Raw genomic sequence first — 19949 nt, 5'->3', positions numbered from 1 at the left:
GGTGAGGATGCGTGCATGACATCGCAGCGCACCGAACCCTCCGTGACCGCCGGTGAACGGGACATGCTGGAGGGATGGCTCGACCATCACCGGGAAACCCTCGCGCTCAAGTGCCAGGGCCTGGACGACGCCCGGTTGCGACTCGCCTCGGTGCCGCCCTCCGAGCTGTCCCTCATGGGGCTCGTCCGGCACATGGCGGAGGTGGAGCGCATCTGGTTCCGCAAGGTGCTCGCCGGTGACGACCAGGGACCGATCTACTTCAGCGACGAGGACCCGGACGGCGAGTTCCACCTCACCGAACGGGACACCTGGGAGGAGGCGTACCGGGTCTGGCAGGACGAGATCGCGGTCGCCCGCCGCAACGCCGCGCGGGCCGCTCTGGACGACATCGCCGAGTCGACGCACGGACGCAAGGGCGAGGCACCGAGCCTCCGGTGGATCTACACCCACATGATCGAGGAGTACGCCCGCCACAACGGTCACGCCGACCTCCTCCGCGAACGGATCGACGGGGCGACGGGTCACTGACCCGACGCCCGGGGGTCACCCGTGTGGGGGCATCCTCCGCCTCTCCCCTCCCCAAAGCGGCGCGGACACAGCAGAGTTGCGCGGGTGCATCGACCGACCACCACCGCAACGCTCCTGGTCACCGTGGCCGTCTCGGCTCTCACCGGCTGCGTGACCACGCACCGCCCGTCCCCGCCCGGAACGCCGCCCACTCCGTCCCAGTCGTCGGAGCCACGGCCCGACGGCACCACCGCGACACGGATCGTGCAGGCCCCGGCGCGGGAGGCGCTGGAACTGATCGGCCCCTCGCGTCGCCCCACGCCGAGCGCGCCCTCACCGGCGCCGAGGCCGGCCGCCACGTCGGCCCCCGCCGCCGCGTCCACGCCCCCGGCACCGGCTGCCCGCCGGGAAAGGCCCACCCCACCCCGACGGCCCGCCCCGCGCCCGAAGTCCCAGCCCCGTGTCGAGATCCCCCCGATCCCGGAGACGATCCCGACGAATCCCCCGAGGAACGGCGACGTGTGCGCCCTCGGCCACAAGTACGGCGGCTGGGGCAAGGACACTCCCCAGGCGGTCATCTGCAAGGACGTCTACGGCCGTTGAGAAGCCTCCGGAGGAGCGCCACGCGCGGCGCCGGGCAGGCCCGTTCGGACGGACGTGCCCAGGCGGGCATATCCAGACGGGCGTGTCCCGGACGGGCGCGTCCAGGCGGGCTGTCCGGGTGCGCCCGCCTGGGTGGGCGGCCCGCCCCGTCCGACACGGCCGGTCAGGCACATCCCGGCGGCCGGGCGCCCCGGCGCCGGGCCGCAGGCCCTACGGCCGCTGTCTGGGCGGCCCCGGTGTCTCTCCCCCGGTGGCCGGGCTCTCCTCGTCGAGGCGGGACTCCAGCCGGGCGAGGGCGGCCCGGATGCCGTCGCCGTAGCCGTCGTCCGCCAGCGCGCCCAGGGTGCCGCGGGCGAGGGCCAGATGGCTGCGGGCGGCCTCGGGGCGGCCGAGCTTGGCGTAGTCGGCGGCGAGGTTGAGGTGCAGCGAGGGGTAGAAGCCGCGCACCGCGAGGCCCTCGTGGTGTCGCGCCACCCGCTCGTCGGTCAGCTCGTCCGCCGCCGACAGGGCCCTGAGGTCCCAGGCCAGTTCGTCGACCGGGTCGTCCTGGGTGTCCGCCATGTAGTGCGCCAGGGTGCAGCGGTGGAACGGATCGCCGTCATCACCGATCTCCTCCCACAGCTTCAGGAAGCGGTCCCGGGCCTCCTCGCGGTCCCCTCCGTGGTGCAGCATGACCGTCTGCCCGATGCGGGTCATCATGGCGTCCGGCGCCGCCTGCTCCTGTCGCTCCACCGCATCCTCCACGCTCGTCGCCCCCCGGTCCCGCCTGTCCCCGCCGACGCTAGCGGCAGGCACTGACAATCCCGGTCAGGCGGCTCCGTACGGCCGAGGGGCGCCCCGGCGGCCGTACGGAGGACGGGCGGGTGAGCGCCGGAGCGCCGGCGGCGGTCAGCCGATGTTCGGGATGGTCCAGTCGATCGGCTCGTGGCCCTGCCGGGCGATCGCGTCGTTGATCTGGGTGAACGGGCGGGAGCCGAAGAACTTCTTGGCCGACAGCGGCGAGGGGTGCGCGCCCTTCACCACGATGTGGCGCTCCTCGTCGATCAGCGGGAGCTTCTTCTGCGCGTAGTTGCCCCACAGCACGAAGACGGCCGGGTCCGGCCGGTCGGCGACGGCGCGGATCACGGCGTCGGTGAACTTCTCCCAGCCCTTGCCCTTGTGGGAGTTGGCCTCACCGGCGCGGACCGTGAGCACCGCGTTCAGCAGGAGCACGCCCTGCTCGGCCCACGGCATCAGATAGCCGTTGTCCGGGATCGGGGTGCCCAGCTCGGCCTGCATCTCCTTGTAGATGTTCCGCAGGGAGGGCGGGGTCTTCACACCGGGTCGCACGGAGAAGCACAGGCCGTGGCCCTGGCCCTCGCCGTGGTAGGGGTCCTGGCCGAGGACGAGCACCTTGACCCGCTCGTACGGCGTGGCGTCGAGAGCGGCGAAGACCTCCTCGCGCGGGGGGTAGACGGGACCCTTGGCTCGCTCCTCCTCGACGAACTCGGTGAGTTCCTTGAAGTAGGGCTGCTGCAGCTCGTCCCCCAGGACCCCGCGCCAGGACTCGGGCAGCATGGCGATGTCGGTCACGTCAACTTCCTCCGGTGTGCGCTCACTTCACGACCGCGATGCGCGCGGCCATGGACGGACGCGCCAGGCGCGGCCGCCGTCAGAGCACAGAACCTACAGGCGCCCACTGACAATCGGGGCCGCCCTCCGGAGATACCGGCCGGACCGTCGGACGGTCCGGCCCGCGTCGGGTCCTACCAGCTGGTCTTCCGGGAGAGTTCCCACATCGTCATCATCGTCGCCGGGTCGATGAGCTTGTCCATGCCGGCGATCTCCTCGTCCGCGGCCACGTACAGCTTGCCCTGCCACAGGGGGATCAGCCGGGCGTCGTCCAGGAGGATCTGCTGGGCCTCCTCGAACTCCTCGCCGACGGCACCGCGGTCGCTCTCCGCGCGGGACTCCGGCAGCAGCTCGTCGGTGATCTCCGGCGAGTCGTACGGGGTGCCGAGGGCGTTCTGCTTGCCGACGAAGGGGGCGATGAAGTTGTCGGCGTCGTTGAAGTCGGGGTTCCAGCCACGGCCGAAGACCGGGTACTCGCCCTTCTGGTAGCCCTGGAAATAGGTCTTCCAGGGGCGGCTCTTCAGCGTGACCTTGAAGAGGCCGGACTCATCCAGCTGGCGCTTCAGCTCCTCGAAGGCGGGCTTGGTCTGGGAGCCGTAGCGGTCGCTGGTGTACCACAGGGTCAGCGGGACGGGCTCGGTGATGCCCGCGCCTTCCAGGATCTTCTTGGCCTTGGTCGCGCTGGGGGTGCCGTAGTCGTCGAAGAAGCCGGTGGTGTGGCCGACCAGACCCCTCGGGATCATGGAGTACAGCGGCTCGACGGTGTCCTTGTAGACGTTGTGCGCGAGCGCCGGCCGGTCGAGGACCTGGGCGACCGCCTTGCGGACGGCGGGGTTCTTGGCCCACTCGTACTTCGGGTTGAACACCAGGTAGCTGATCTCGGTCGTGGCGTTCTCGACGATCTGGAGGCCCTCCTCGTCGCGGTGGGCCTCGATGTCCACCACGTCCTTGGCGCTCAGACCGCGGTAGACGACGCTGATCTCCTTGTCCTTGAGGGCCTTGACCAGCTGGTCCGACTGCTGGAAGTACCGGATCGTGACCGCGGAGTTCTTCCGGTCGGCGATGCCCTTGTAGCTGTCGTTGCCGACCAGCTCGGCGGTCTTGCCCTCGTCGTAGGACTCCAGGTTGTACGGCCCGGAGCCGGTGACCCCGCCGTCCTCACGGAGCTTGTCCGCGGGGTACTCCGCCGGGTCCACGATGGACATGGCGGGCGTGGTGAGCACGAGGGGGAAGGTCGCGTCGGGCTGGTTGAGGTGGAAGATCACCTCGCGGTCGCCCTTGGCCTGCACCCGGGACAGCGTGGTCAGCAGACCGGCGGGACCACCGTTGACGTTGATCTTCTTGATCCGGTCGATCGAGTACTTGACGGCCTTGGCGTCCAGCGTGTTCCCGTTGGAGAACTTCAGGCCCTCGCGGAGCGTGCAGGCGTAGGTCGTGCTGCCACTGTCGGTGAACTCGCAGCTCTCGGCGGCGTCCGGCTCGGGGTCGGACCCGCCGGGGGTGTAGTTCAGCAGGGGCTGGAAGACGTTGCGCATCAGCTCCCAGGAGCTGTCCCAGGCGGCCGCGGGGTCCAGCGTGCTCGGCGCGCTGGTGGTGCCCACGACGATCGGGGCCTGCTCCTCCGAGGCATCCGAGGAGAACACACCACACCCGGCCACCATGGATATGGACGCGATCGCCGCGAGGGGCGGCAAGTATCGGTTCCGGTTGAACACGTGCATGCTCCTCGAAATGCCGTACCAAGAGTGGCCGAACGATACCGCAGGCCCCGCCGGCCGTGACCGTCCGGCTGGCAGAACGCTTGATCGACTCCTGGTGACGGCTTCGCCGAGCCCCGGTGAAGGCTCGCGGCGGGCACCGGGGACATTCGGCGAAGGCTCGGCGGGAGCCCTCGGAAACACCCTCGGTGCCCGCCCGCGGGGCGGGGCCCGGTCGCCGGTCAGCCGACCCCGGCGTTGAGGAAGATGCCGCCGTCGACCACGAGCGTCTGGCCGGTGATCCAGTCGGACTGCTCGGAGGTGAGGAACGCGGCGGCGCCCCCGATGTCCGCGGGCACGCCGAGCCGGCCGAGCGGATAGGCGGAGGCGGCCTCCGCCTCCCGGCCCTCGTACAGGGCCTGGGCGAACTTGGTCTTCACCACGGCGGGCGCGATCGTGTTGGCCCGTACCTTCGGCGAGAACTCGTGCGCCAGCTGGAGGGTGAGGTTGATCATGGCGGCCTTGCTGATGCCGTACGCGCCGATGAACGGCGAGGCGGAGACACCGGCGACGGAGGCGATGTTGACGATCGCGCCGCCGTTGTCCTTCTGCCAGGCGTGCCAGGTCCGCTGGGCGAAGCCGAGCGCCGAGACGACATTGGTCTCGAACACCTTGCGCGCCACGTTCAGGTCGAGGTCGGCGATCGGCCCGAACACCGGGTTCGTACCGGCGTTGTTGACCAGGAAGTCGACGCGTCCGAACGCCTCCATCGTGCGCTCGACGGCCTGGGCCTGGTGGGCCTCGTCGTGGGCCTTGCCCGCGACGCCGATGACGCGGTCTGCGCCGAGCTGGTCGACGGCCTCCTTGAGGGCGTCCTCGTTGCGGCCCGTGATGCAGACCCGGTCGCCGCGCGCGACGAGGGCCTCGGCGATGCCGTAACCGATGCCGCGGCTGCCGCCAGTGATGAGGGCGACCTTGCCCGAAAGCTCGGAGAGTTCCACCGAAGTCATGTTCCCGGTCCTTTAGTTGAGCGGTCCGCCGGCGACGTACAGCACCTGGCCGGAGACGAATCCGGCGTCCTCGCCCGTGAAGTAGGCGATGGCGCCCGCGATGTCCTCCGGCCGGCCGACGCGCTGGACCGGGATCTGGGTGGCGGCGGCGGCCTGGAACTCCTCGAAGCCCATGCCGACGCGGGCGGCGGTGGCGGCGGTCATGTCGGTGACGATGAAGCCGGGCGCGACCGCGTTGGCGGTGACGCCGAACTTGCCGAGCTCGATGGCGAGGGTCTTGGTGAAGCCCTGGAGACCGGCCTTGGCGGCGGAGTAGTTGGCCTGGCCGCGGTTGCCGAGCGCGGAGGACGAGGACAGGTTGACGATCCGTCCGAACTTCGCCTCGACCATGTACTTCTGGACGGCCTTCGCCATCAGGAAGGCGCCGCGCAGGTGCACGTTCATGACCGTGTCCCAGTCGGAGGCGCTCATCTTGAACAGCAGGTTGTCGCGGAGCACGCCCGCGTTGTTCACCAGGATCGTCGGGGCGCCCAGCTCCTCGGCGATGCGGGTGACAGCGGCCTCGACCTGGGCCTCGTCGGAGACGTCGCAGCCGACCGCGAGCGCCTTGCCGCCTGCGGCGGTGATCTTCTCGACGGTGTCCTTGCACGCGGCCTCGTCGAGGTCGATCACCGCGACGGCCCGCCCCTCGGCGGCCAGTCGTACGGCGGTCGCGGCGCCGATGCCGCGCGCGCCACCCGTGACCACGGCGACACGCTGCTCAGTGGTGGACATTGCTGGTTCTCCTCGCCCTTGGGATGCGGCTCCTGCGGCTCGCCCACCCGGTGAGCGACCGCTTAGTACCTTCGGCACACGTGACGCTAGAAGTCCTGGCACCCGGTGTCAACGCCCCACCAGGTGTGATCCCTTACGCCCGGCCGATCGGCGGTGTGTCACCACCCGGCCACCGGGAGTGTCGTCCGCCCCGTCCGCCAGGGTCTCACCTGACCAGCAGGTCGAGCAGCCGCGCGGCCTCGGCCACCGGGTCGGGGGTGAGCCCGGTGTGCACGGGTCCGGCCTGTACGACCGTGGACCGCGGCGCGACCAGCCACCGGAACCGTCGTCCGGCGTCGTCGCCGGCGGCCTGGCCCGCCGCCTCCCCGCCGGCGCAGACGCCCTCCACGGCCCGCAGCGCGGCCCGTACGCCCGCCACGTCCGCCTCGGGGTCCAGGGCGAGCAACTTGGCCTCGTCGAGATGCGTGCGGGCTGCCACGACGGCCCGGGAGCGGCTGTAGACGAGGACACCGGCGTTGAAGCACTCACCGCGCTCGATCCGCGGCACGACACGCAGCAGCGCGTACTCGTAGACGTCCTGCCCGGTCGCCCCGGTGGCGAGGAAGCGGTCGCTCACTTGATCCCCTCGATGCGTTCGTGGATGCCGGCGGCCCGGGCGAGGAGCGGTTCCGCGTAGGCCCGCCGCAGCGCGTCCGGGGTGTCGAAGCCGGGCTCGTCCGTCAGCCACACGTCCGGGATCTCGGCGGTCACCTCGGCGAGGAGTTCCTCGGTGATCAGGGGGGCGAGCGCGGCGGCGGCCGTCGCGACGTCGGGGCCGAAGCGGGCGAGGGCGTGGTCGGAGGCGTCGTACGGCTTGGCGGCGGAGGTGCGGGCGCCGGGCCAGTGGTGGTGCCAGATCATCGTGGCGCCGTGGTCGATGAGCCACGGCTCGCCGTGCCACATCAGCAGGTTCGGGTTGCGCCAGGACCGGTCGACGTTGTTGATCAGCGCGTCGAACCAGACGATCCGTCCGGCCTCCTCGGGGCTCACCTCGAACGCGAGCGGGTCGAAGCCGATCGCCCGGGTCAGGAAGTCCATGCCGAGGTTGGTGCCGCCGCTGGACTTCAGCAGGTCCTGCACCTGCTCGTCCGGTTCGCCGAGCCCGAGGACGGGGTCGAGGTCGACGGTCACGAGGCGGGGGACGCGCAGGCCGAGCCGCCGGGCCAGTTCGCCGCAGACGACCTCCGCGACGAGGGTCTTGCGGCCCTGTCCGGCGCCGGTGAACTTCAGTACGTACGTGCCGCGGTCGTCGGCCTCGACCAGTCCGGGGAGCGAGCCGCCCTCACGCAGGGGTGTGATGTAGCGGGTCGCGACGACCTCTCTCAGCATGTCCTCAGGCCACCCACTTCGTCTTCCTCGCAACCCACGGTCGGTCTCGGGGTGTTCACCAGCGAGTCCGGTCTGCGGCGTGAAGTGAGCATAGTAACCGAGGGTGATCACAGGAGCGGGGTGACGGGGTGTCACCGGGGGCGCGGCGGGAAAGCCCCGGCTCGGCCGACTCAGGTTCTGGATCTGGCTGGGGACAGAGGGAGACCGTCGCGGACGGTCCCCCCGCCCTGAGCACATGGCCGTCGCCGTGCCGCTCAGCCGTGGCCGTCGATGCGTCGCAGGAAGGCGCGGGTGCGCTGGTGGTCCGGGTCCGTCATGAGCTTCTCGGGGGTGCCCTCCTCCAGGATCACCCCCTGGTCGAACATGACGAGCCTGTCCGCGGCCGACCGCGCGAAGCCCATCTCGTGGGTGACGACGATCATGGTCAGGCCGTCCTCGACCAGTTCCTTCATCACGGTGACGACCTCGCCGACCATCTCCGGGTCGAGGGCGCTGGTGGGCTCGTCGAACAGCATCAGCTCCGGCTTCATGGCGAGGGCGCGCGCGATGGCGACGCGCTGCTGCTGGCCTCCGGAGAGGACGGACGGGCGCGAGGACGCCTTGTGCGCGAGGCCGACCCGCGTGAGCAGGGCGTGCGCCTGCTCCCTCGCCTCGGCCTTCGGCACGCCGAGGACCTTCACCGGGGCGACGGCCACGTTGTCCAGGGCGGAGAGGTGGGGGAAGAGGTTGAAGCGCTGGAAGACGAAGCCGATGTTGCGTCTGCGGGCGGCGATCGCCCTCGGCCGCTCCTCGACCAGCCGGTCCAGGCCGTCCTTGTAGCCGACCCGTCGGCCGTGGACGAGGATCTCCCCCTCGTCGATGCTCTCCAGGTGGTTGAGGCACCGCAGGAACGTCGTCTTGCCCGAGCCGGACGGCCCGACGACGACCACCACCTCGCGGGCCCGGACGTCCATCGAGACACCGTTGAGCACCCGTACGCCACCGAAGGCCTTGACCATCCCGCGCGCCGACAGCACAGCCGTCGGATCCGCGGGACCGGTCGGGCCCGTATGCCCGGTGGTGGGGCGGTCGTGCGGACCGTGCGGGTCGTTCACCGTCGTTGTCCTCCCGATCGGTTCCACGTCAGGACGCCTCCCTGCCTGCGAGCGTGGGTTCCTTGCCGACGACTGCGGTGCCGCGGGGCGCGGGACCGCCCCTGCCGCCGACGAGCCGCTCCCTGAGGGAGGGACCGGGCGGCGGCGTGTTCCCGGGATCCGCCAGTTTGCGTTCGATGAACCGCTGGACGAACGACCACACCGTCGTCAGGGCGAGGTAGTAGCAGGCGGCGACGAGGAAGATCTCGAACGTCTTGAAGGTCGCCGAGTTGATCGACTGGGCCGTCAGGAACATCTCCTGGAGTCCGATGACCGACAGCAGCGACGTCGACTTCATCATCAGGTTGAACTCGTTGCCCAGCGGCGGAACGATGATCCGCAGCGCCTGGGGCAGCAGCACCACGCGCATCGTCAGCGACGGAGTCATGCCGAGCGCCTGCGCCGCCTCCGTCTGCCCGCGGTCGATGGCGTCGAGCGCGGCGCGGATGATCTCGGCCATGTAGGCCGCCTCGTTCACGGCGAGCGTCAGAACGGCCGCCTGTACGACGCCGAGGAGGACGAGTCCTCCCACCTGGACGTCGGTGAAGCGGTAGACGCCGGCCGCCGCGAGGCCGTTGTAGACGAGGACCAGCTGGACGAGCAGGGGCGTGCCCCGGATGAGCCAGACATAGGCGCCGCCGGCCCAGCGCAGTGCGGCGAAACGGCTGCGCTGGGCCAGCGCGATGACAAGGCCGAGGAGCACTCCGAGCGCCTGGGCGACGACTGAGATGTACACGGTCCGCCACAGGCCCTCCAGGAAGGTGCCCGAGGGGGATATGAGGTAGTGCCAGAAGAACGACCAGTCGAAGCCGGCCACTTGCGCCGAGTCGGCGAGCAAGGACGTGTCAGCCACGTCATCCTCTCCCTGCGTATGTGCGGATGCGGACGGGCCGGCCCCTGCCGACCCCGGTGGACGGCGGCCGAGCGGCGCCACCGGTCGAACGGGCCGGGCGCTATCCGGCGATGTCGTCGCCGGTCAGGTTCCACTTCTTGAGGATGGCGGCGTACTCACCGTTCTTCCGGACCTCCGCGAACGCCTTCGTCAGCGCGTCGTGCAGGGCGGTGTCGTCCTTGCGGGTCGCGGCGCCCACCTTGATGCGGTTGAAGGGCTCCCCGACGAGCTGGAAGATGTCCGGCTGCTGCTTCATCACGTACGCGGCGGTCTCGAGGGTCGTCCCGTAGGAGTCGACCAGACCGAGGCGCAGTTGCTGGAGGGCGTCGGTGTCCTTGGTGAACAGCCGGATGTCGACCTTCTTCTCGCCGTCCGCGACGCACTTCTTCGACTGGGTGGAGAGGTAGTCGGCGACGGTCGTACCGGTCTGTGCCGCGGCCTTCTTTCCGCACAGGTCGCCAGCGCTCTTGATGCCCTTGTCGTCCTTCGCGGACACGACGAACGTGTTGGAGGCGTACATGTACGGGACGAAGTCCACGACCTTCTCCCGCTCGGGCTTGATGTAGAGCTGGGTGATGATCGCGTCGCACTGCTTGGCCTGCAGCGCGGGGATGATGCCGTTGAAGGCGGTGTTGGCCCAGTTCGCCTTGACGCCGAGTTGCGCGGCGAGCGCGTCGCCGAGTTCGATCTCGGCGCCCACCGGCTTCTGCGCGGCGTCGTAGTACGTCAGGGGCGGTGCGCTGATGTCCGAGCAGTAGGTGATCTGCCCGTCCTTCACGAACGTCCCGGCCGGCAGGTCGACCACGGGAGAGGCCGCGGGCGAGGCCGCTTTCTCCGTGGAGCCACCGCAGCCGGCGAGCACGGCCGCGGCCGCGAACGCGGCACAGGCGGCGGGGAGTGTCGTACGACAGGCACGACGCGATGATCTTGCCATTGCCGGCCCCCTTCAGGAGTTTTTTCCGTGGTTGCCCCGACAGGTAGTCAGTGCCATAGTCGATGTCGTTGACTATGAGGGGAAGCTAGGGCGGGCGCTCAGAGGCTGTCAAGGAACCTCCCGTAACAGGGCGGTTAACAACGATTGCCCAAGGAGTGGAGCCCAGCCGCGCATCCGGGTTCACGGCTCTGCCGCACCGGTGGACGGGCGCACCTCAGCGGATCCGCATCGGTGTTGGGGAAGGGAACCATGTCCGAATTCACTGCTCGCCGACTCTCCGCCACGGGCGACGAGTGGGCCGTCGCGACACCGCACTCGACGGCGAGCGACGTCGCGGCCGACGTCCTGCGCGGCGGCGGCAACGCGGTGGACGCCGCCCTCGCGGCCGCCGCCATGCTGACCGTCGTCTACCCCAACCAGTGCTCCGTCGGCGGCGATCTGCTCGCCCTGGTGGGCACCGCCGGCGGCGAGGTCCGCTTCGTCAACGCCGCCGGCCGGGCGCCGCGGGCCGTCGACGCCGGGGAGATCGCGGCACGCTACGAGAGCATGCCCGTCCTCGGCGCGCTCCCGGTGACGGTCCCCGGCGCGGTGGCCGGCTGGGCCGCGCTCGCCGACACCTGGGGGACCCGTCCGCTCTCGGCGGCCCTCGCGCCCGCAGAGGCGGCGGCCCTCGACGGCGTCCCCGTCGCTCCCGGACTCGCTCTGGACCTGCGCAGGGAGGAGCGGACCCTGGCCCGCGACCCCGGCATGCGCGGCGTGTTCTTCGCCGACGGCGACGTCCTCGCGGCCGGTCGGACCCTGCGGCAGTCGGCCCTCGCCCGGACGCTCGCGTCGATCGCCGCGCAGGGCCCGTCCGCGCTGTACGGCGGAGACGTGGGCCTGAGCCTGGTGAGACTGCTCGCCGAGCGGGGCTCGGCCATGACGGTCGAGGACCTCGCCGAGCACACGGTACGGCTGTCGGGAACGCACAGCGCGGTGTACGACGGCGTCGACCACCTCTCCGGCGGCGACAACTCGCAGGGCCTGTACTTCCTCCAGGGCCTGCGCGCCCTCGACGTGGTCCGCTCCGTCCGCGGAACGCTCGATCCGCTGGGCCGCGACGCGGGCGTGGTGGCCTCCGTGCTCGCCCAGGCCGCCGCCGACCGCGACCGCTTCTGCTGCGACCCGGAATGGGGAGAGGCCGCCCCCGCCGAGGAGTTGCTGTCGGAGCCGTACGTGCGGCGCATCGCCGAGCGGGCGATGGCGGGCACCCCGGTCGAACTGCTCGGTCAGCGCAAGGCGTCAGGTGACACGGTCGCCGTCGTCGTGACGGACCGGGACGGTACGTGGGTGTCCTTGATCCAGAGCGTGTTCCACTGCTTCGGCTCCGGGGTGCTCGATCCCGGTACCGGTGTCGTCCTGCACAACCGGGGCGCGTCGTTCTCGCTCGACCCGGCGTCGCCGAACCGTCTCGCCGGCGGCAAGCGCCCCCTGCACACGCTGATGCCCGTCCTGGTCCGCCAGGGCGGCGAGCTCGTCGGAGCGCACGGGGTGATGGGAGGACGCGCGCAGCCCCAGGTGCACACCCATCTGGCCCTGCACCTGGCCGCCGGCGCCTCCGCGGAGCGTGCCGTGTCGGCACCGCGCTGGGTGCTCGGGGCCATGGAGGCCGGGGTGACGGAGGGCGCCGGTACCGTCAAGGCCGAGCGGGACGTGCCCACGGCGGGCGTCCGTGCGATCGAAGGCGGGGGGTTCGACGTCGAGCTGATCGACGCGCACGACGACGGTGTCGGGCACGGCCAGTTGGTCCGCCGGGCGGGCGGCGCCGACGGTCCGCGCCTGGTCGCGGCCACCGATCCTCGTGCGGACGGCTCGGCCGTAGCGGGCTGACGCGTGCCGCCGGTGGACCACTATGGGAGACAGCCGAGATGAGGAAGGACATATGACCTCGAGTAACGCCGGCGGTACGGCCAAGGGCGCCCGCCGAAGCCGGTTGCCCCGCGGCACACTGAGCCAGGAGATGATCGTCCAGGCCGCGTTCCGGGTCGCCGACTCGTCCGGGATGGACAAGCTGACGTTCTCGGCGCTCGGCCGTGAGCTGGCCGCTCATCCGACGGCGATCTACCGGCACTTCCGCAACAAGGACGAGCTGTTGCTCGCCCTCATCGACGCCCTGCACGAAGAGGCGCTGGCGCACATCCCGCCGCCGACGGACGACTGGGCCCACGACCTGATGCAGATCGCGGTCCACACCCATCAGGCGTTCCTCCGGCACCCTCGGGTGGGTGCCCTCGCGGCGGCGCGGACCGCCCGCCGGGAGAACGAGTTCCGGACCGTGGAACGCAAACTGGACTGCATGCGCCGCGCCGGCCTCGACGACGACGACGCGGTCCGCTACTACCGGGTCTTCGCCGATCTGGTGCTGTCCTACAGCGCGATGGACGCGAGTTTCGCGTCGCTGTCCCCGGAGCTCCGGGAGGCGGACCTGAGGGCGTGGAAGACGGACTATCTGACCCTGCCGCCCGACAAGTTCCCCCACATCGCCCGGCTGGCCCCGCGGTTCAAGGCGCTGGACGACCCGCAGAACTTCGTCACCGCGGTCCAGGCGGTCATCGACACGATCCGGGCGAGGGCGAACGCCCGGTCGTAGCCACGGCCGGACTCCTCACGGCCGATGTGATCCACGCCTCGTCCCTCGGGAGGGTTTTCCGGGTTTCCGCTGTAACGATCAGCCCGCTCGGACCACTACCCGACGACAGAACACACCGTGAGGGACGGGAGGTGCGGCAATGGTCGACTCCGACGCGGATCGATTCACCGCCATCTACGACGGCTGCCGACAACGCGTATGGGCCTATGTGGTCAGCCGCGCGGGACGGCAGGTCGCCGACGACGTGGTGAACGAGACGTTCACCGTGGCCTGGCGCAGGCTGGACGACATCCCCGAGCCGCCGCTGCCGTGGCTGCTCGTGGTCGCCCGCAACATCCTGCGGGACACCGTCCGGGCCGAGGCCAGGCGCGTGTCGTTCACCGCCGAGTGGATGTCCTGGGTGGAACCGGCCGAGGCGGACATCGCGGAGGAGGTGTCCGAGCGCAGCGCCCTGCTCAAGGCGCTGGCCACGCTGCCGGAGGACGACCGGGAACTGCTGATCCTCTCGGCGTGGCAGGGGCTGACCCCGGCGCAGGCCGCCACGGTGGTCGGCTGCTCGGCGCTCACCCTGCGGGTCCGTCTGCACCGGGCGCGCAGACGCCTCGACCAGGCCGCGTCGGCCTCCCCGCCCGTGGCGGAGGCCGCAGCCGTGCGGCACGAGTCCACCCCTGCCCGGATCGCCGTAGGAGAGGAAGCCCGGTGAAGAACGACGTGCTGCACCGCCTGACCGCCGCCCGGCCCGCCCACCTGGACCCCGGGCTCCCCACGCCCTCGCCGGTGCGGGACGAGGAGCTCGCGACGGCGATGAGCCGTCCCCGCGCGCCGCTCGGCGCTCGCGTCACCGGCCGTCCGCGCAGGTGGGGGCGCCCGCTCCTCTCTGGTCTGGCCCTGGCCACCGCGGCCGCGGTGGTGGCCCTGGTGGTCACGGACACCGCGCCGGAGAACCCGGCACCCCCGTCCTCCGCGGTGTCGGAATCCGGCGCCCGGATCCTTCTCGCCGCCGCCTCCCACGTCGAGCGCCAGCCGGTCGGCTCGGGCAGGTACTGGTACGTGGAGGAACACATGGGTTCCTTCCACAAGGTCCCCGGCGGGGACTACACCGTCGACGTCCGCTCCGAGCAGCGGTACTGGACGTCCACGGAGTCCACGGACAAGAACACGTACTGGTCGCAGTACCTGGACTCGGGCGCCCGCCCGGCCACGAAGGCCGACGAGGTGGCATGGAGGGCGGACGGCTCCCCCACGTCGTGGAGGCTGTCCGACGCGCCCGACGAGACCGTCACCTACGCCGGCAAGGGTGAGATCGAGCGCGACGCCCCCGGTGGAAAGGCCGACTCCGGGCCGTACGGAGCGGTCCCCCTCCGTCTGCTGCCCACGCTCCCCACGGACGCGAAGGCTCTTCGCGAGCGTCTGTTCGCCCTGGTGGACAAGGACCACAACGGCCCGAAGAGGGTGCTCGACCGGATCGTCGTCAGCTCCGCCATCGAACTGGCCACGTCGCTGCCGTCCAGTCCGGCCCTCCGCGCCGCCGCCTACCGCCTCCTCGCCGCCGAACCCGGTGTGCGCTCCCTGGGCGACGTCAAGGACCACACGGGCCGCGCCGGTTACGCCGTGGCTCTCCCGAGCCCCTACGTGTCCGCCCCGGAACTCCGCCTGATCTTCGACAAGTCGACGGGGATGCCCCTGGGAACCGAGACGGTGGCCACCCGGAGCGGTGACGGGGCACGCGAGGGCGAGACCCTGAGCTACACGACGATCATGTCGATGAAGTGGACCGACGAGGCGCCGCCCTTCGACACCGACACCCCCGACCCGGGCCCGGGGACCCCGTCCGACCACTGAGACCGCCCGAGCGGTGCGCACGAGTGGCGCGCACCGAGCAGTGCGCCGGGGCCCGCCGATCTCCGGATCGACAGGTTCGAGACAGCTTCACTTGACGCGATCGTGATGCCGGGCGGGCCAAGATGTGCCCCTGTCTGAACGTTCAACCGCGCGGTCGCCGTATCCATGGGCGAAAGCGCAAAGCGATCTCGGAGGGATTCGTCCGCATGAGCAGCGAAACGATCAAACCCGCTTCTGAACCGGCCCGTCGCACGATGATGGCGGCGGCCGGTGCGGCCGGGCTCGCCGTCGCGCTGACCGCGTGCGGGTCGGGCGACGAGTCGTCCGGCTCGTCGGGCACCGGCGGCGACGCGAGCGGTTCCGCGAGCGGCGGCAGCACGAGCGGTGGCGGCTCGGGCGGCGACGACGCGGGGTCGGGCGGCACCGAGCTGGCCAAGACGAGCGACATCCCGGAGGGCGGCGGCAAGATCTTCGAGGACAAGAACGTAGTGGTCACGCAGCCGAAGGCGGGCGAGTTCAAGGCGTTCTCCTCCACCTGCACCCACCGTGGCTGTGCCGTGAAGACGGTCGCCGACGGGGTGATCAACTGTCCTTGCCACCAGAGCAACTTCTCGATCGCCGACGGCAGCGTGAAGAGCGGCCCGGCGACGGAGGCGCTGCCGGCCAAGGAGATCAAGGTCAGCGGGACGTCGATCACGCTGGCCTGACGTCCCTCGGGCGCTCAGGTCCGCCGCCCGGCCCGCTCGATACAGGCCAGCACCTCGCCCGTGGTCACGACCGTGGCGACCAGCGCGAGGGTGTGGCGGATCATCGCGGGGGTGTAGTCGGCGGGCACCCCCGCGATGGCGTCCCCGGGCACGACGACGCGGTAGCCGAGGTTCACCGCGTCGAAGACGGCGTTGGGGACGGCCACGTTGGCCGAGACGCCGGCGACGATCAGCGTGCGGCAGCCGAGGTTGCGCAGCAGCGCGTCGACGTCGGTGCCGGCCAGCGGGGACAGCCCGTGCAGCCGCCGGACGACCAGGTCCTCCCGGGCGACCTCGATGGGCGGTGCGACACGTACGGCCGCGGTCCCCGTCAGTTGCCGTACGGGGAGTCGCGCCGCGGCCCGGAAGAGACGGGCGTTGTGGTTGGCGCCCCGCCCGTCGGGCCGCCGCTCGGCGACCGCGTGCAGGACCTGGATCCCGCTCGTGTGGGCGGCGGCGACCAGCCGTGCCACGTTCGCGAGCGCCCCCGAGGAGCGGGCCGCCTCGGCGAGTTCGGGGAGGGCGCTGTCCGGCCCCACGACGCCCTGCTGGCATTCCACGGTGAGCAGCGCGGTGGTGGCGGGGTCGAGGAGCTCGCCCAGCTCCCGCTGCCTCTTCGACTCGTTCGCGTACGACGGCATGGTCTCCCCCAGGGTTTCGAGCGAGGTCGAGAGCGGGGCATCGGCGACCGGCGGCAACAGGTGCCGGTGACCGGGGCGGGCGAGCGTAACGCCTCTTGCGCATGGACGGAAGACGACCCATGCTCTTCTGACGCCACGTCAGAGAAGGGGAATTCCATGGCCGCCACTCAGCGCCGGGGCCGGAAGATCATGATGGAACCCGGCGAGCTGGACGCGTTCCTGGGCGCACAGCGGACGTGCCGGGTCGCGACGGTCTCGGCCGACGGCGCGCCGCACATCAGCCCGCTCTGGTTCGTCTGGGACGGCACCTCGCTCTGGCTGTACTCGATCACCCGCAGCAAACGCTGGTCGGAGCTGCGCCGCGATCCGCGCGTCGCCGTCGTGGTCGACGCGGGCGAGGACTACGGCGAGCTGCGGGGTGTCGAGCTGTCCGGCACCGTCGAGGTGGTCGGCGAGGTTCCCCGGACGGGCGAGCCGCTCGCCGAACTGGCCGAGGTGGAGCGCCTGTTCGCCCGCAAGAACTTCGGCATCGACGACATGCCGCACGACGGCAGACACGCCTGGCTGCGCCTGACCCCGGACGCGATCACGTCCTGGGACTTCCGCAAGCTCGGTTCACTGTGACCGGGGCGCACTCGACGAGACACCGGCCCCGGGGACGGCGACCGAGCGCGCCTACGCCGTAGCGCTCCCCCAAACCGCCGAGGCGGCCGACTCGGGCCTCCCGCCTCGCTCGGCCACCGGCCGGCCCCACCCAGCCGCAGCCCCGCCCCGCTCAGCCGCGGGAACGCACCGCCTCGTCCCACGCGCCGGGGCTGCGGTGGTGGTTCCGGTGCCCTGCGGCGAGCACGTGCCGCAGTTCCGCGAGGTGCTCGGTGTCGGCCGGGAGCTCCAGCCGGTCGAGGAGGGCCAGGGCGGCGGCCGGTTCGAGGTCGCCGTAGAGATCGTGGTAGCCGCCGCGGAGGCCCGCGAAGAGGGCCGCGTGCAGGACGGGGAGTCGTGCGGCGGCACGATACGTCGCTTCCTTCACCGGCCAGGGCACCGGGCCCGAACAGTCGAGGACCCGGCGGGCCCGGCGGAGCGGACCTTCCGACGGCTCGGCGACCAGGTGTTCGATGTCGTCGCCGAGCACTCCGGCGAAGGCCACCGCGGCGGTCTCCCGGTCCTCGAACCAGTCGACCCACAATGAATAGGTGAGGGTCTCGGCGTCCCCGTCCACCTCCAGCCGCCGACGGTAGCCGTCCCACAGGACGTCGGACGGCAAGGGGCCGTCGGGGCCCTGGTGCGCGAAGCGGATCTCGCACGTGACCCAGTACTCGTCGAGGAGGTCCAGCAATCCGAAGGCCAGCCGCAGCCGGTCGGCGTCGTCCAGCCCCTCTTCGGCGAACACGTCGGCCGCCCAGGAGTGCGCCACCTCGCCGGCGGTGAGCGGCCGACCGGGTTCCCCGGCGCTCACCCACCCCTCCCCCACCTGGGTGACCCCCTGATCGGCGAGCCATCGCCGCGCCGTCTCCCTCGCTCGCGCATCCACACGGGAAGTATGACAAGCGGGAGATCACTCCACGCCCCGCACCCGGCCCCCGCTGCCCTGAGTGCAGCCTCCTACGCCCCGCACGCCACCCCGGCTGCCCTGAGTGCCTCGACGGCCGCCCTGATGGACGGTCTGCGGTCCGCGTCGGCGCGCCACACCGCGTAGACGGTGCGATGGACCCGGTGCCGTACGGGCACGGTCCGTACCCCGGCCGGCATCGGGTCCCGTCCCAGCCGGGGCGCGATGCACACCCCCAACCCGGCCTCCACCAGGGCGAGTTGGGTGTGGTGCTCACCGGCCCGGTGGGCGATGTGGGGCTCGATGCCGTTGGCGCGCAGGGTGTAGAGCAGCCATTCGTGGCAGAACTCGCCCTCGGGCCACGCCACCCACGCCTCGTCCGCCAGTTCCTCGAGGTCGATCTCGTCCCGCCCGGCGAGCGGGTGGCCCTCGGGCAGGGCGACCTCCACGGGATCGTCGAGGATCGAGGCACGAGCGAGCCCTTCCGGCACGGGCAGCGGTTTGTTGTACCAGTCGAGGACAACGGCCAGGTCGGCGTCGCCCCGCACTACCGCGTTGATCGCGAGTTCCGGCTCCAGCTCCCGCGACCGCACCCGCAGTGCCGGATGGTCGGCCCTGAGCGTGCGGAAGACGGCGGGGAACAGCCCCCGCACGGCCGTGGGGAACGCGGCGAGCCGCAACTCGCCGACGACCTGCCCCCGCTGGGCCTCCAGGTCGGACTGGGCCAGCTCGACCTGGGAGAGGATCCGGGCGGCATGGTCGGCGAGGAGCCGTCCCGCGTCGGTGAGCCGCACTCCGCGTCCGTTCTTGGCGAGCAGTTGCTGCCCCACCTCCCGCTCCAGCTTCGCCATCTGCTGGGAGACGGCCGACGTGGTCACATGCAGACCCTCCGCCGCGCCGCTGACCGAGCCGTGCCGGGCGAGGGCGTCGAGGGTGCGCAGGCGCTCCAGATTCAACATGTAAGCGATGCTACGAGAAGCGAATCACGAAATCTCGCTTGTGCTACGAGATCTTTGCGGAGCATCGTGTCAGGCATGACCACGGCGACGCCCACCCGAGCCCCCTCCCCTGCCTCCGCACAGCGCCGCGCCACCGTCGACTGGCGGCTGCGTTTCGGCTTTCTCTCCCTCATCTGGGGCTTCAGCTTCCTGCTGATCAAGGTGGGCACGGAGGCCTACGCACCGTTCCAGGTGACCTTCGGGCGGCTGATCTTCGGCACGCTGGTCCTGGCGGTGGCGATGGCGGTGAAGCGTGAGCGGCTGCCGCGCGGCGCGCGCACGTGGGGGCATCTGGCGGTGGCGGCTCTCCTCCTCAATGCCCTGCCGTTCTCGCTCTTCGCCTACGCCGAGCTGACGATCCCCTCCACGCTCGCCGGTATCTGCAACGCGACCTCCCCGCTGTGGGGCATGGCCCTGTCGCTGGTGGCGCTCTCGGAGGACCGGCCGACACGGGTGCGGGTCGCCGGTCTCGGCCTCGGCTTCCTCGGCGTGCTCACCGTCCTCGGCGCCTGGCAGGGCTTCGACGGCATCGACCCGAGGGGCACCGCGATGGCCCTGCTGGCTTCCCTCAGCTACCCGATCGGCTGGATCTACGTCCGCCGCACCCTGGCCGGCACCGACCACTCCCCGCTCTCCCTGACCGGCGCCCAGCTCCTCCTGGCCACCGCGCAACTCGCCGTCGTCACCCCGCTGTTCACCACTCTGCCGAGCCGCTTCCCGGTCCTGCCCCTGCTGGCCGTGATCGCCCTGGGCGCCCTGGGCACGGGAGTCGCCATGCTCGTCCAGTACGGCCTCGTCTCCGAGGTCGGCCCGACCACCGCCCAAATGGTCACCTACTTCATCCCGGTCATCGCCACGGCGGCGGGCGTGGCGCTCCTCGGCGAATCCCTGACCTGGTCGACCCCGGTGGGCGCGGCGATAGTCCTGGCGGGCGCGGCCCTGACCCAGGCGAGGCCACGCACCTGAGACGACCACGAGCCGACGGCACCCAGGAGCCCTGCTGCTACCGCACTCG

22 protein-coding genes are annotated in these 19949 nt (G+C 71.3%); 9 read left to right on the top strand and 13 right to left on the bottom strand.

Annotated elements, in window-relative coordinates; translation table 11 throughout:
• The first annotated feature begins 15 nt into the window (after window positions 1–15).
• On the top strand, window positions 16–528 hold the full coding sequence (locus tag M8J73_RS37315) for a DinB family protein (protein ID WP_055541150.1): 513 nt from the start codon (window positions 16–18) through the stop codon (window positions 526–528).
• A gap of 84 nt (window positions 529–612) precedes the next feature.
• A complete protein-coding gene (locus M8J73_RS37310; RefSeq protein WP_249829613.1) occupies window positions 613–1110 on the top strand; it encodes a hypothetical protein in 498 nt (165 codons plus the stop codon).
• Between the two features lie 210 nt (window positions 1111–1320).
• On the opposite strand, the gene M8J73_RS37305 is transcribed toward M8J73_RS37310, so the two are convergent.
• The 10 genes from M8J73_RS37305 to M8J73_RS37260 form a co-directional block, all read right to left on the bottom strand.
• Window positions 1321–1809, bottom strand: a complete 489-nt coding sequence (locus tag M8J73_RS37305; RefSeq protein WP_249829621.1) for a hypothetical protein — start codon at window positions 1807–1809, stop codon at window positions 1321–1323.
• A 189-nt stretch (window positions 1810–1998) separates the two neighbouring features.
• Window positions 1999–2682 carry a uracil-DNA glycosylase gene (locus M8J73_RS37300; protein WP_055542629.1) on the bottom strand — a complete coding sequence of 228 codons (684 nt, stop codon included), beginning with the start codon at window positions 2680–2682 and terminating at the stop codon, window positions 1999–2001.
• A 173-nt stretch (window positions 2683–2855) separates the two neighbouring features.
• A complete protein-coding gene (locus M8J73_RS37295) occupies window positions 2856–4436 on the bottom strand; it encodes an ABC transporter substrate-binding protein (RefSeq protein WP_055542628.1) in 1581 nt (526 codons plus the stop codon).
• Window positions 4437–4660: 224 nt separating this feature from the next.
• Window positions 4661–5428, bottom strand: a complete 768-nt coding sequence (locus M8J73_RS37290; protein ID WP_055542627.1) for an SDR family oxidoreductase — start codon at window positions 5426–5428, stop codon at window positions 4661–4663.
• Window positions 5429–5440: 12 nt separating this feature from the next.
• The gene (fabG, locus tag M8J73_RS37285) at window positions 5441–6202 is read right to left on the bottom strand and encodes a 3-oxoacyl-ACP reductase FabG (protein ID WP_055542626.1); all 762 of its coding nucleotides are present in this window, start codon (window positions 6200–6202) and stop codon (window positions 5441–5443) included.
• Window positions 6203–6407: 205 nt separating this feature from the next.
• Window positions 6408–6818: a DUF3037 domain-containing protein gene (locus M8J73_RS37280; RefSeq protein WP_055542625.1), complete on the bottom strand. Its 411-nt coding sequence runs from the start codon at window positions 6816–6818 to the stop codon at window positions 6408–6410.
• Complete coding sequence (locus tag M8J73_RS37275) at window positions 6815–7570, bottom strand: HipA family kinase (protein WP_055542624.1); 756 nt, start codon at window positions 7568–7570, stop codon at window positions 6815–6817. The genes M8J73_RS37280 and M8J73_RS37275 overlap by 4 nt, the downstream gene beginning before the upstream one ends.
• 254 nt (window positions 7571–7824) lie before the next feature.
• Window positions 7825–8568: an amino acid ABC transporter ATP-binding protein gene (locus tag M8J73_RS37270; RefSeq protein WP_055542631.1), complete on the bottom strand. Its 744-nt coding sequence runs from the start codon at window positions 8566–8568 to the stop codon at window positions 7825–7827.
• Window positions 8569–8692: 124 nt separating this feature from the next.
• Window positions 8693–9556 carry an amino acid ABC transporter permease gene (locus M8J73_RS37265; protein WP_063799332.1) on the bottom strand — a complete coding sequence of 288 codons (864 nt, stop codon included), beginning with the start codon at window positions 9554–9556 and terminating at the stop codon, window positions 8693–8695.
• Window positions 9557–9656: 100 nt separating this feature from the next.
• Window positions 9657–10529: an ABC transporter substrate-binding protein gene (locus tag M8J73_RS37260; protein ID WP_055542623.1), complete on the bottom strand. Its 873-nt coding sequence runs from the start codon at window positions 10527–10529 to the stop codon at window positions 9657–9659.
• 249 nt (window positions 10530–10778) lie between these two features.
• Between M8J73_RS37260 and M8J73_RS37255 the strand changes: the two genes are divergently transcribed.
• The 5 genes from M8J73_RS37255 (at window position 10779) to M8J73_RS37235 (ending at window position 15707) form a co-directional block, all read left to right on the top strand.
• Window positions 10779–12398 (top strand): gamma-glutamyltransferase family protein, encoded by a 1620-nt coding sequence (locus M8J73_RS37255; protein WP_055542622.1) that lies wholly within the window; start codon window positions 10779–10781, stop codon window positions 12396–12398.
• A 52-nt stretch (window positions 12399–12450) separates the two neighbouring features.
• Window positions 12451–13158 (top strand): TetR/AcrR family transcriptional regulator C-terminal domain-containing protein, encoded by a 708-nt coding sequence (locus M8J73_RS37250; protein WP_240501735.1) that lies wholly within the window; start codon window positions 12451–12453, stop codon window positions 13156–13158.
• Window positions 13159–13297: 139 nt separating this feature from the next.
• Window positions 13298–13861 carry an RNA polymerase sigma factor gene (locus M8J73_RS37245; protein WP_055542620.1) on the top strand — a complete coding sequence of 188 codons (564 nt, stop codon included), beginning with the start codon at window positions 13298–13300 and terminating at the stop codon, window positions 13859–13861.
• Window positions 13858–15000: a CU044_5270 family protein gene (locus tag M8J73_RS37240; RefSeq protein ID WP_249829612.1), complete on the top strand. Its 1143-nt coding sequence runs from the start codon at window positions 13858–13860 to the stop codon at window positions 14998–15000. The genes M8J73_RS37245 and M8J73_RS37240 overlap by 4 nt, the downstream gene beginning before the upstream one ends.
• Window positions 15001–15206: 206 nt before the next feature.
• Entirely contained in the window at window positions 15207–15707 is a 501-nt protein-coding gene (locus M8J73_RS37235; protein ID WP_055541769.1) for a Rieske (2Fe-2S) protein, read from the top strand.
• 14 nt (window positions 15708–15721) lie between these two features.
• On the opposite strand, the gene M8J73_RS37230 is transcribed toward M8J73_RS37235, so the two are convergent.
• A complete protein-coding gene (locus tag M8J73_RS37230) occupies window positions 15722–16387 on the bottom strand; it encodes a cysteine hydrolase family protein (RefSeq protein ID WP_055541770.1) in 666 nt (221 codons plus the stop codon).
• A 156-nt stretch (window positions 16388–16543) separates the two neighbouring features.
• Here M8J73_RS37230 and M8J73_RS37225 point away from each other — a divergent pair, with 156 nt between their 5' ends.
• On the top strand, window positions 16544–17011 hold the full coding sequence (locus tag M8J73_RS37225) for a pyridoxamine 5'-phosphate oxidase family protein (RefSeq protein WP_055541771.1): 468 nt from the start codon (window positions 16544–16546) through the stop codon (window positions 17009–17011).
• A 151-nt stretch (window positions 17012–17162) separates the two neighbouring features.
• Here M8J73_RS37225 and M8J73_RS37220 read toward each other — a convergent pair whose 3' ends face one another.
• Window positions 17163–17843, bottom strand: coding sequence for a hypothetical protein (locus tag M8J73_RS37220; RefSeq protein WP_249829611.1), 681 nt, complete (start codon window positions 17841–17843; stop codon window positions 17163–17165).
• Window positions 17844–17989: 146 nt separating this feature from the next.
• Window positions 17990–18895, bottom strand: coding sequence for a LysR family transcriptional regulator (locus M8J73_RS37215; RefSeq protein WP_055542513.1), 906 nt, complete (start codon window positions 18893–18895; stop codon window positions 17990–17992).
• Window positions 18896–18970: 75 nt separating this feature from the next.
• On the opposite strand from M8J73_RS37215, the gene M8J73_RS37210 reads away from it, so the two are divergent.
• Window positions 18971–19900: a DMT family transporter gene (locus M8J73_RS37210; RefSeq protein ID WP_055542512.1), complete on the top strand. Its 930-nt coding sequence runs from the start codon at window positions 18971–18973 to the stop codon at window positions 19898–19900.
• Window positions 19901–19949: the final 49 nt, after the last annotated feature.

The organism is Streptomyces neyagawaensis (assembly GCF_023516595.1).
In the GTDB taxonomy this organism is placed as follows: Bacteria; Actinomycetota; Actinomycetes; order Streptomycetales; family Streptomycetaceae; genus Streptomyces; species Streptomyces neyagawaensis.
The sequence above is the reverse complement of the archived record's forward strand: the minus strand, read 5'-3'. Positions and strand labels throughout refer to the sequence as shown.

What these genes read in the sequence shown, in the direction of transcription:
- M8J73_RS37315 (WP_055541150.1), top strand. Translation starts at nt 16, where the DNA reads ATGACATCGCAGCGCACCGAACCCTCCGTGACCGCCGGTGAACGGGAC.
- M8J73_RS37305 (WP_249829621.1), bottom strand. Translation starts at nt 1,809, where the DNA reads ATGATGACCCGCATCGGGCAGACGGTCATGCTGCACCACGGAGGGGAC.
- M8J73_RS37290 (WP_055542627.1), bottom strand. Translation starts at nt 5,428, where the DNA reads ATGACTTCGGTGGAACTCTCCGAGCTTTCGGGCAAGGTCGCCCTCATC.
- fabG (WP_055542626.1), bottom strand. Translation starts at nt 6,202, where the DNA reads ATGTCCACCACTGAGCAGCGTGTCGCCGTGGTCACGGGTGGCGCGCGC.
- M8J73_RS37275 (WP_055542624.1), bottom strand. Translation starts at nt 7,570, where the DNA reads ATGCTGAGAGAGGTCGTCGCGACCCGCTACATCACACCCCTGCGTGAG.
- M8J73_RS37270 (WP_055542631.1), bottom strand. Translation starts at nt 8,568, where the DNA reads ATGGTCAAGGCCTTCGGTGGCGTACGGGTGCTCAACGGTGTCTCGATG.
- M8J73_RS37260 (WP_055542623.1), bottom strand. Translation starts at nt 10,529, where the DNA reads ATGGCAAGATCATCGCGTCGTGCCTGTCGTACGACACTCCCCGCCGCC.
- M8J73_RS37255 (WP_055542622.1), top strand. Translation starts at nt 10,779, where the DNA reads ATGTCCGAATTCACTGCTCGCCGACTCTCCGCCACGGGCGACGAGTGG.
- M8J73_RS37250 (WP_240501735.1), top strand. Translation starts at nt 12,451, where the DNA reads ATGACCTCGAGTAACGCCGGCGGTACGGCCAAGGGCGCCCGCCGAAGC.
- M8J73_RS37245 (WP_055542620.1), top strand. Translation starts at nt 13,298, where the DNA reads ATGGTCGACTCCGACGCGGATCGATTCACCGCCATCTACGACGGCTGC.
- M8J73_RS37235 (WP_055541769.1), top strand. Translation starts at nt 15,207, where the DNA reads ATGAGCAGCGAAACGATCAAACCCGCTTCTGAACCGGCCCGTCGCACG.
- M8J73_RS37230 (WP_055541770.1), bottom strand. Translation starts at nt 16,387, where the DNA reads ATGCCGTCGTACGCGAACGAGTCGAAGAGGCAGCGGGAGCTGGGCGAG.
- M8J73_RS37225 (WP_055541771.1), top strand. Translation starts at nt 16,544, where the DNA reads ATGGCCGCCACTCAGCGCCGGGGCCGGAAGATCATGATGGAACCCGGC.
- M8J73_RS37215 (WP_055542513.1), bottom strand. Translation starts at nt 18,895, where the DNA reads ATGTTGAATCTGGAGCGCCTGCGCACCCTCGACGCCCTCGCCCGGCAC.
- M8J73_RS37210 (WP_055542512.1), top strand. Translation starts at nt 18,971, where the DNA reads ATGACCACGGCGACGCCCACCCGAGCCCCCTCCCCTGCCTCCGCACAG.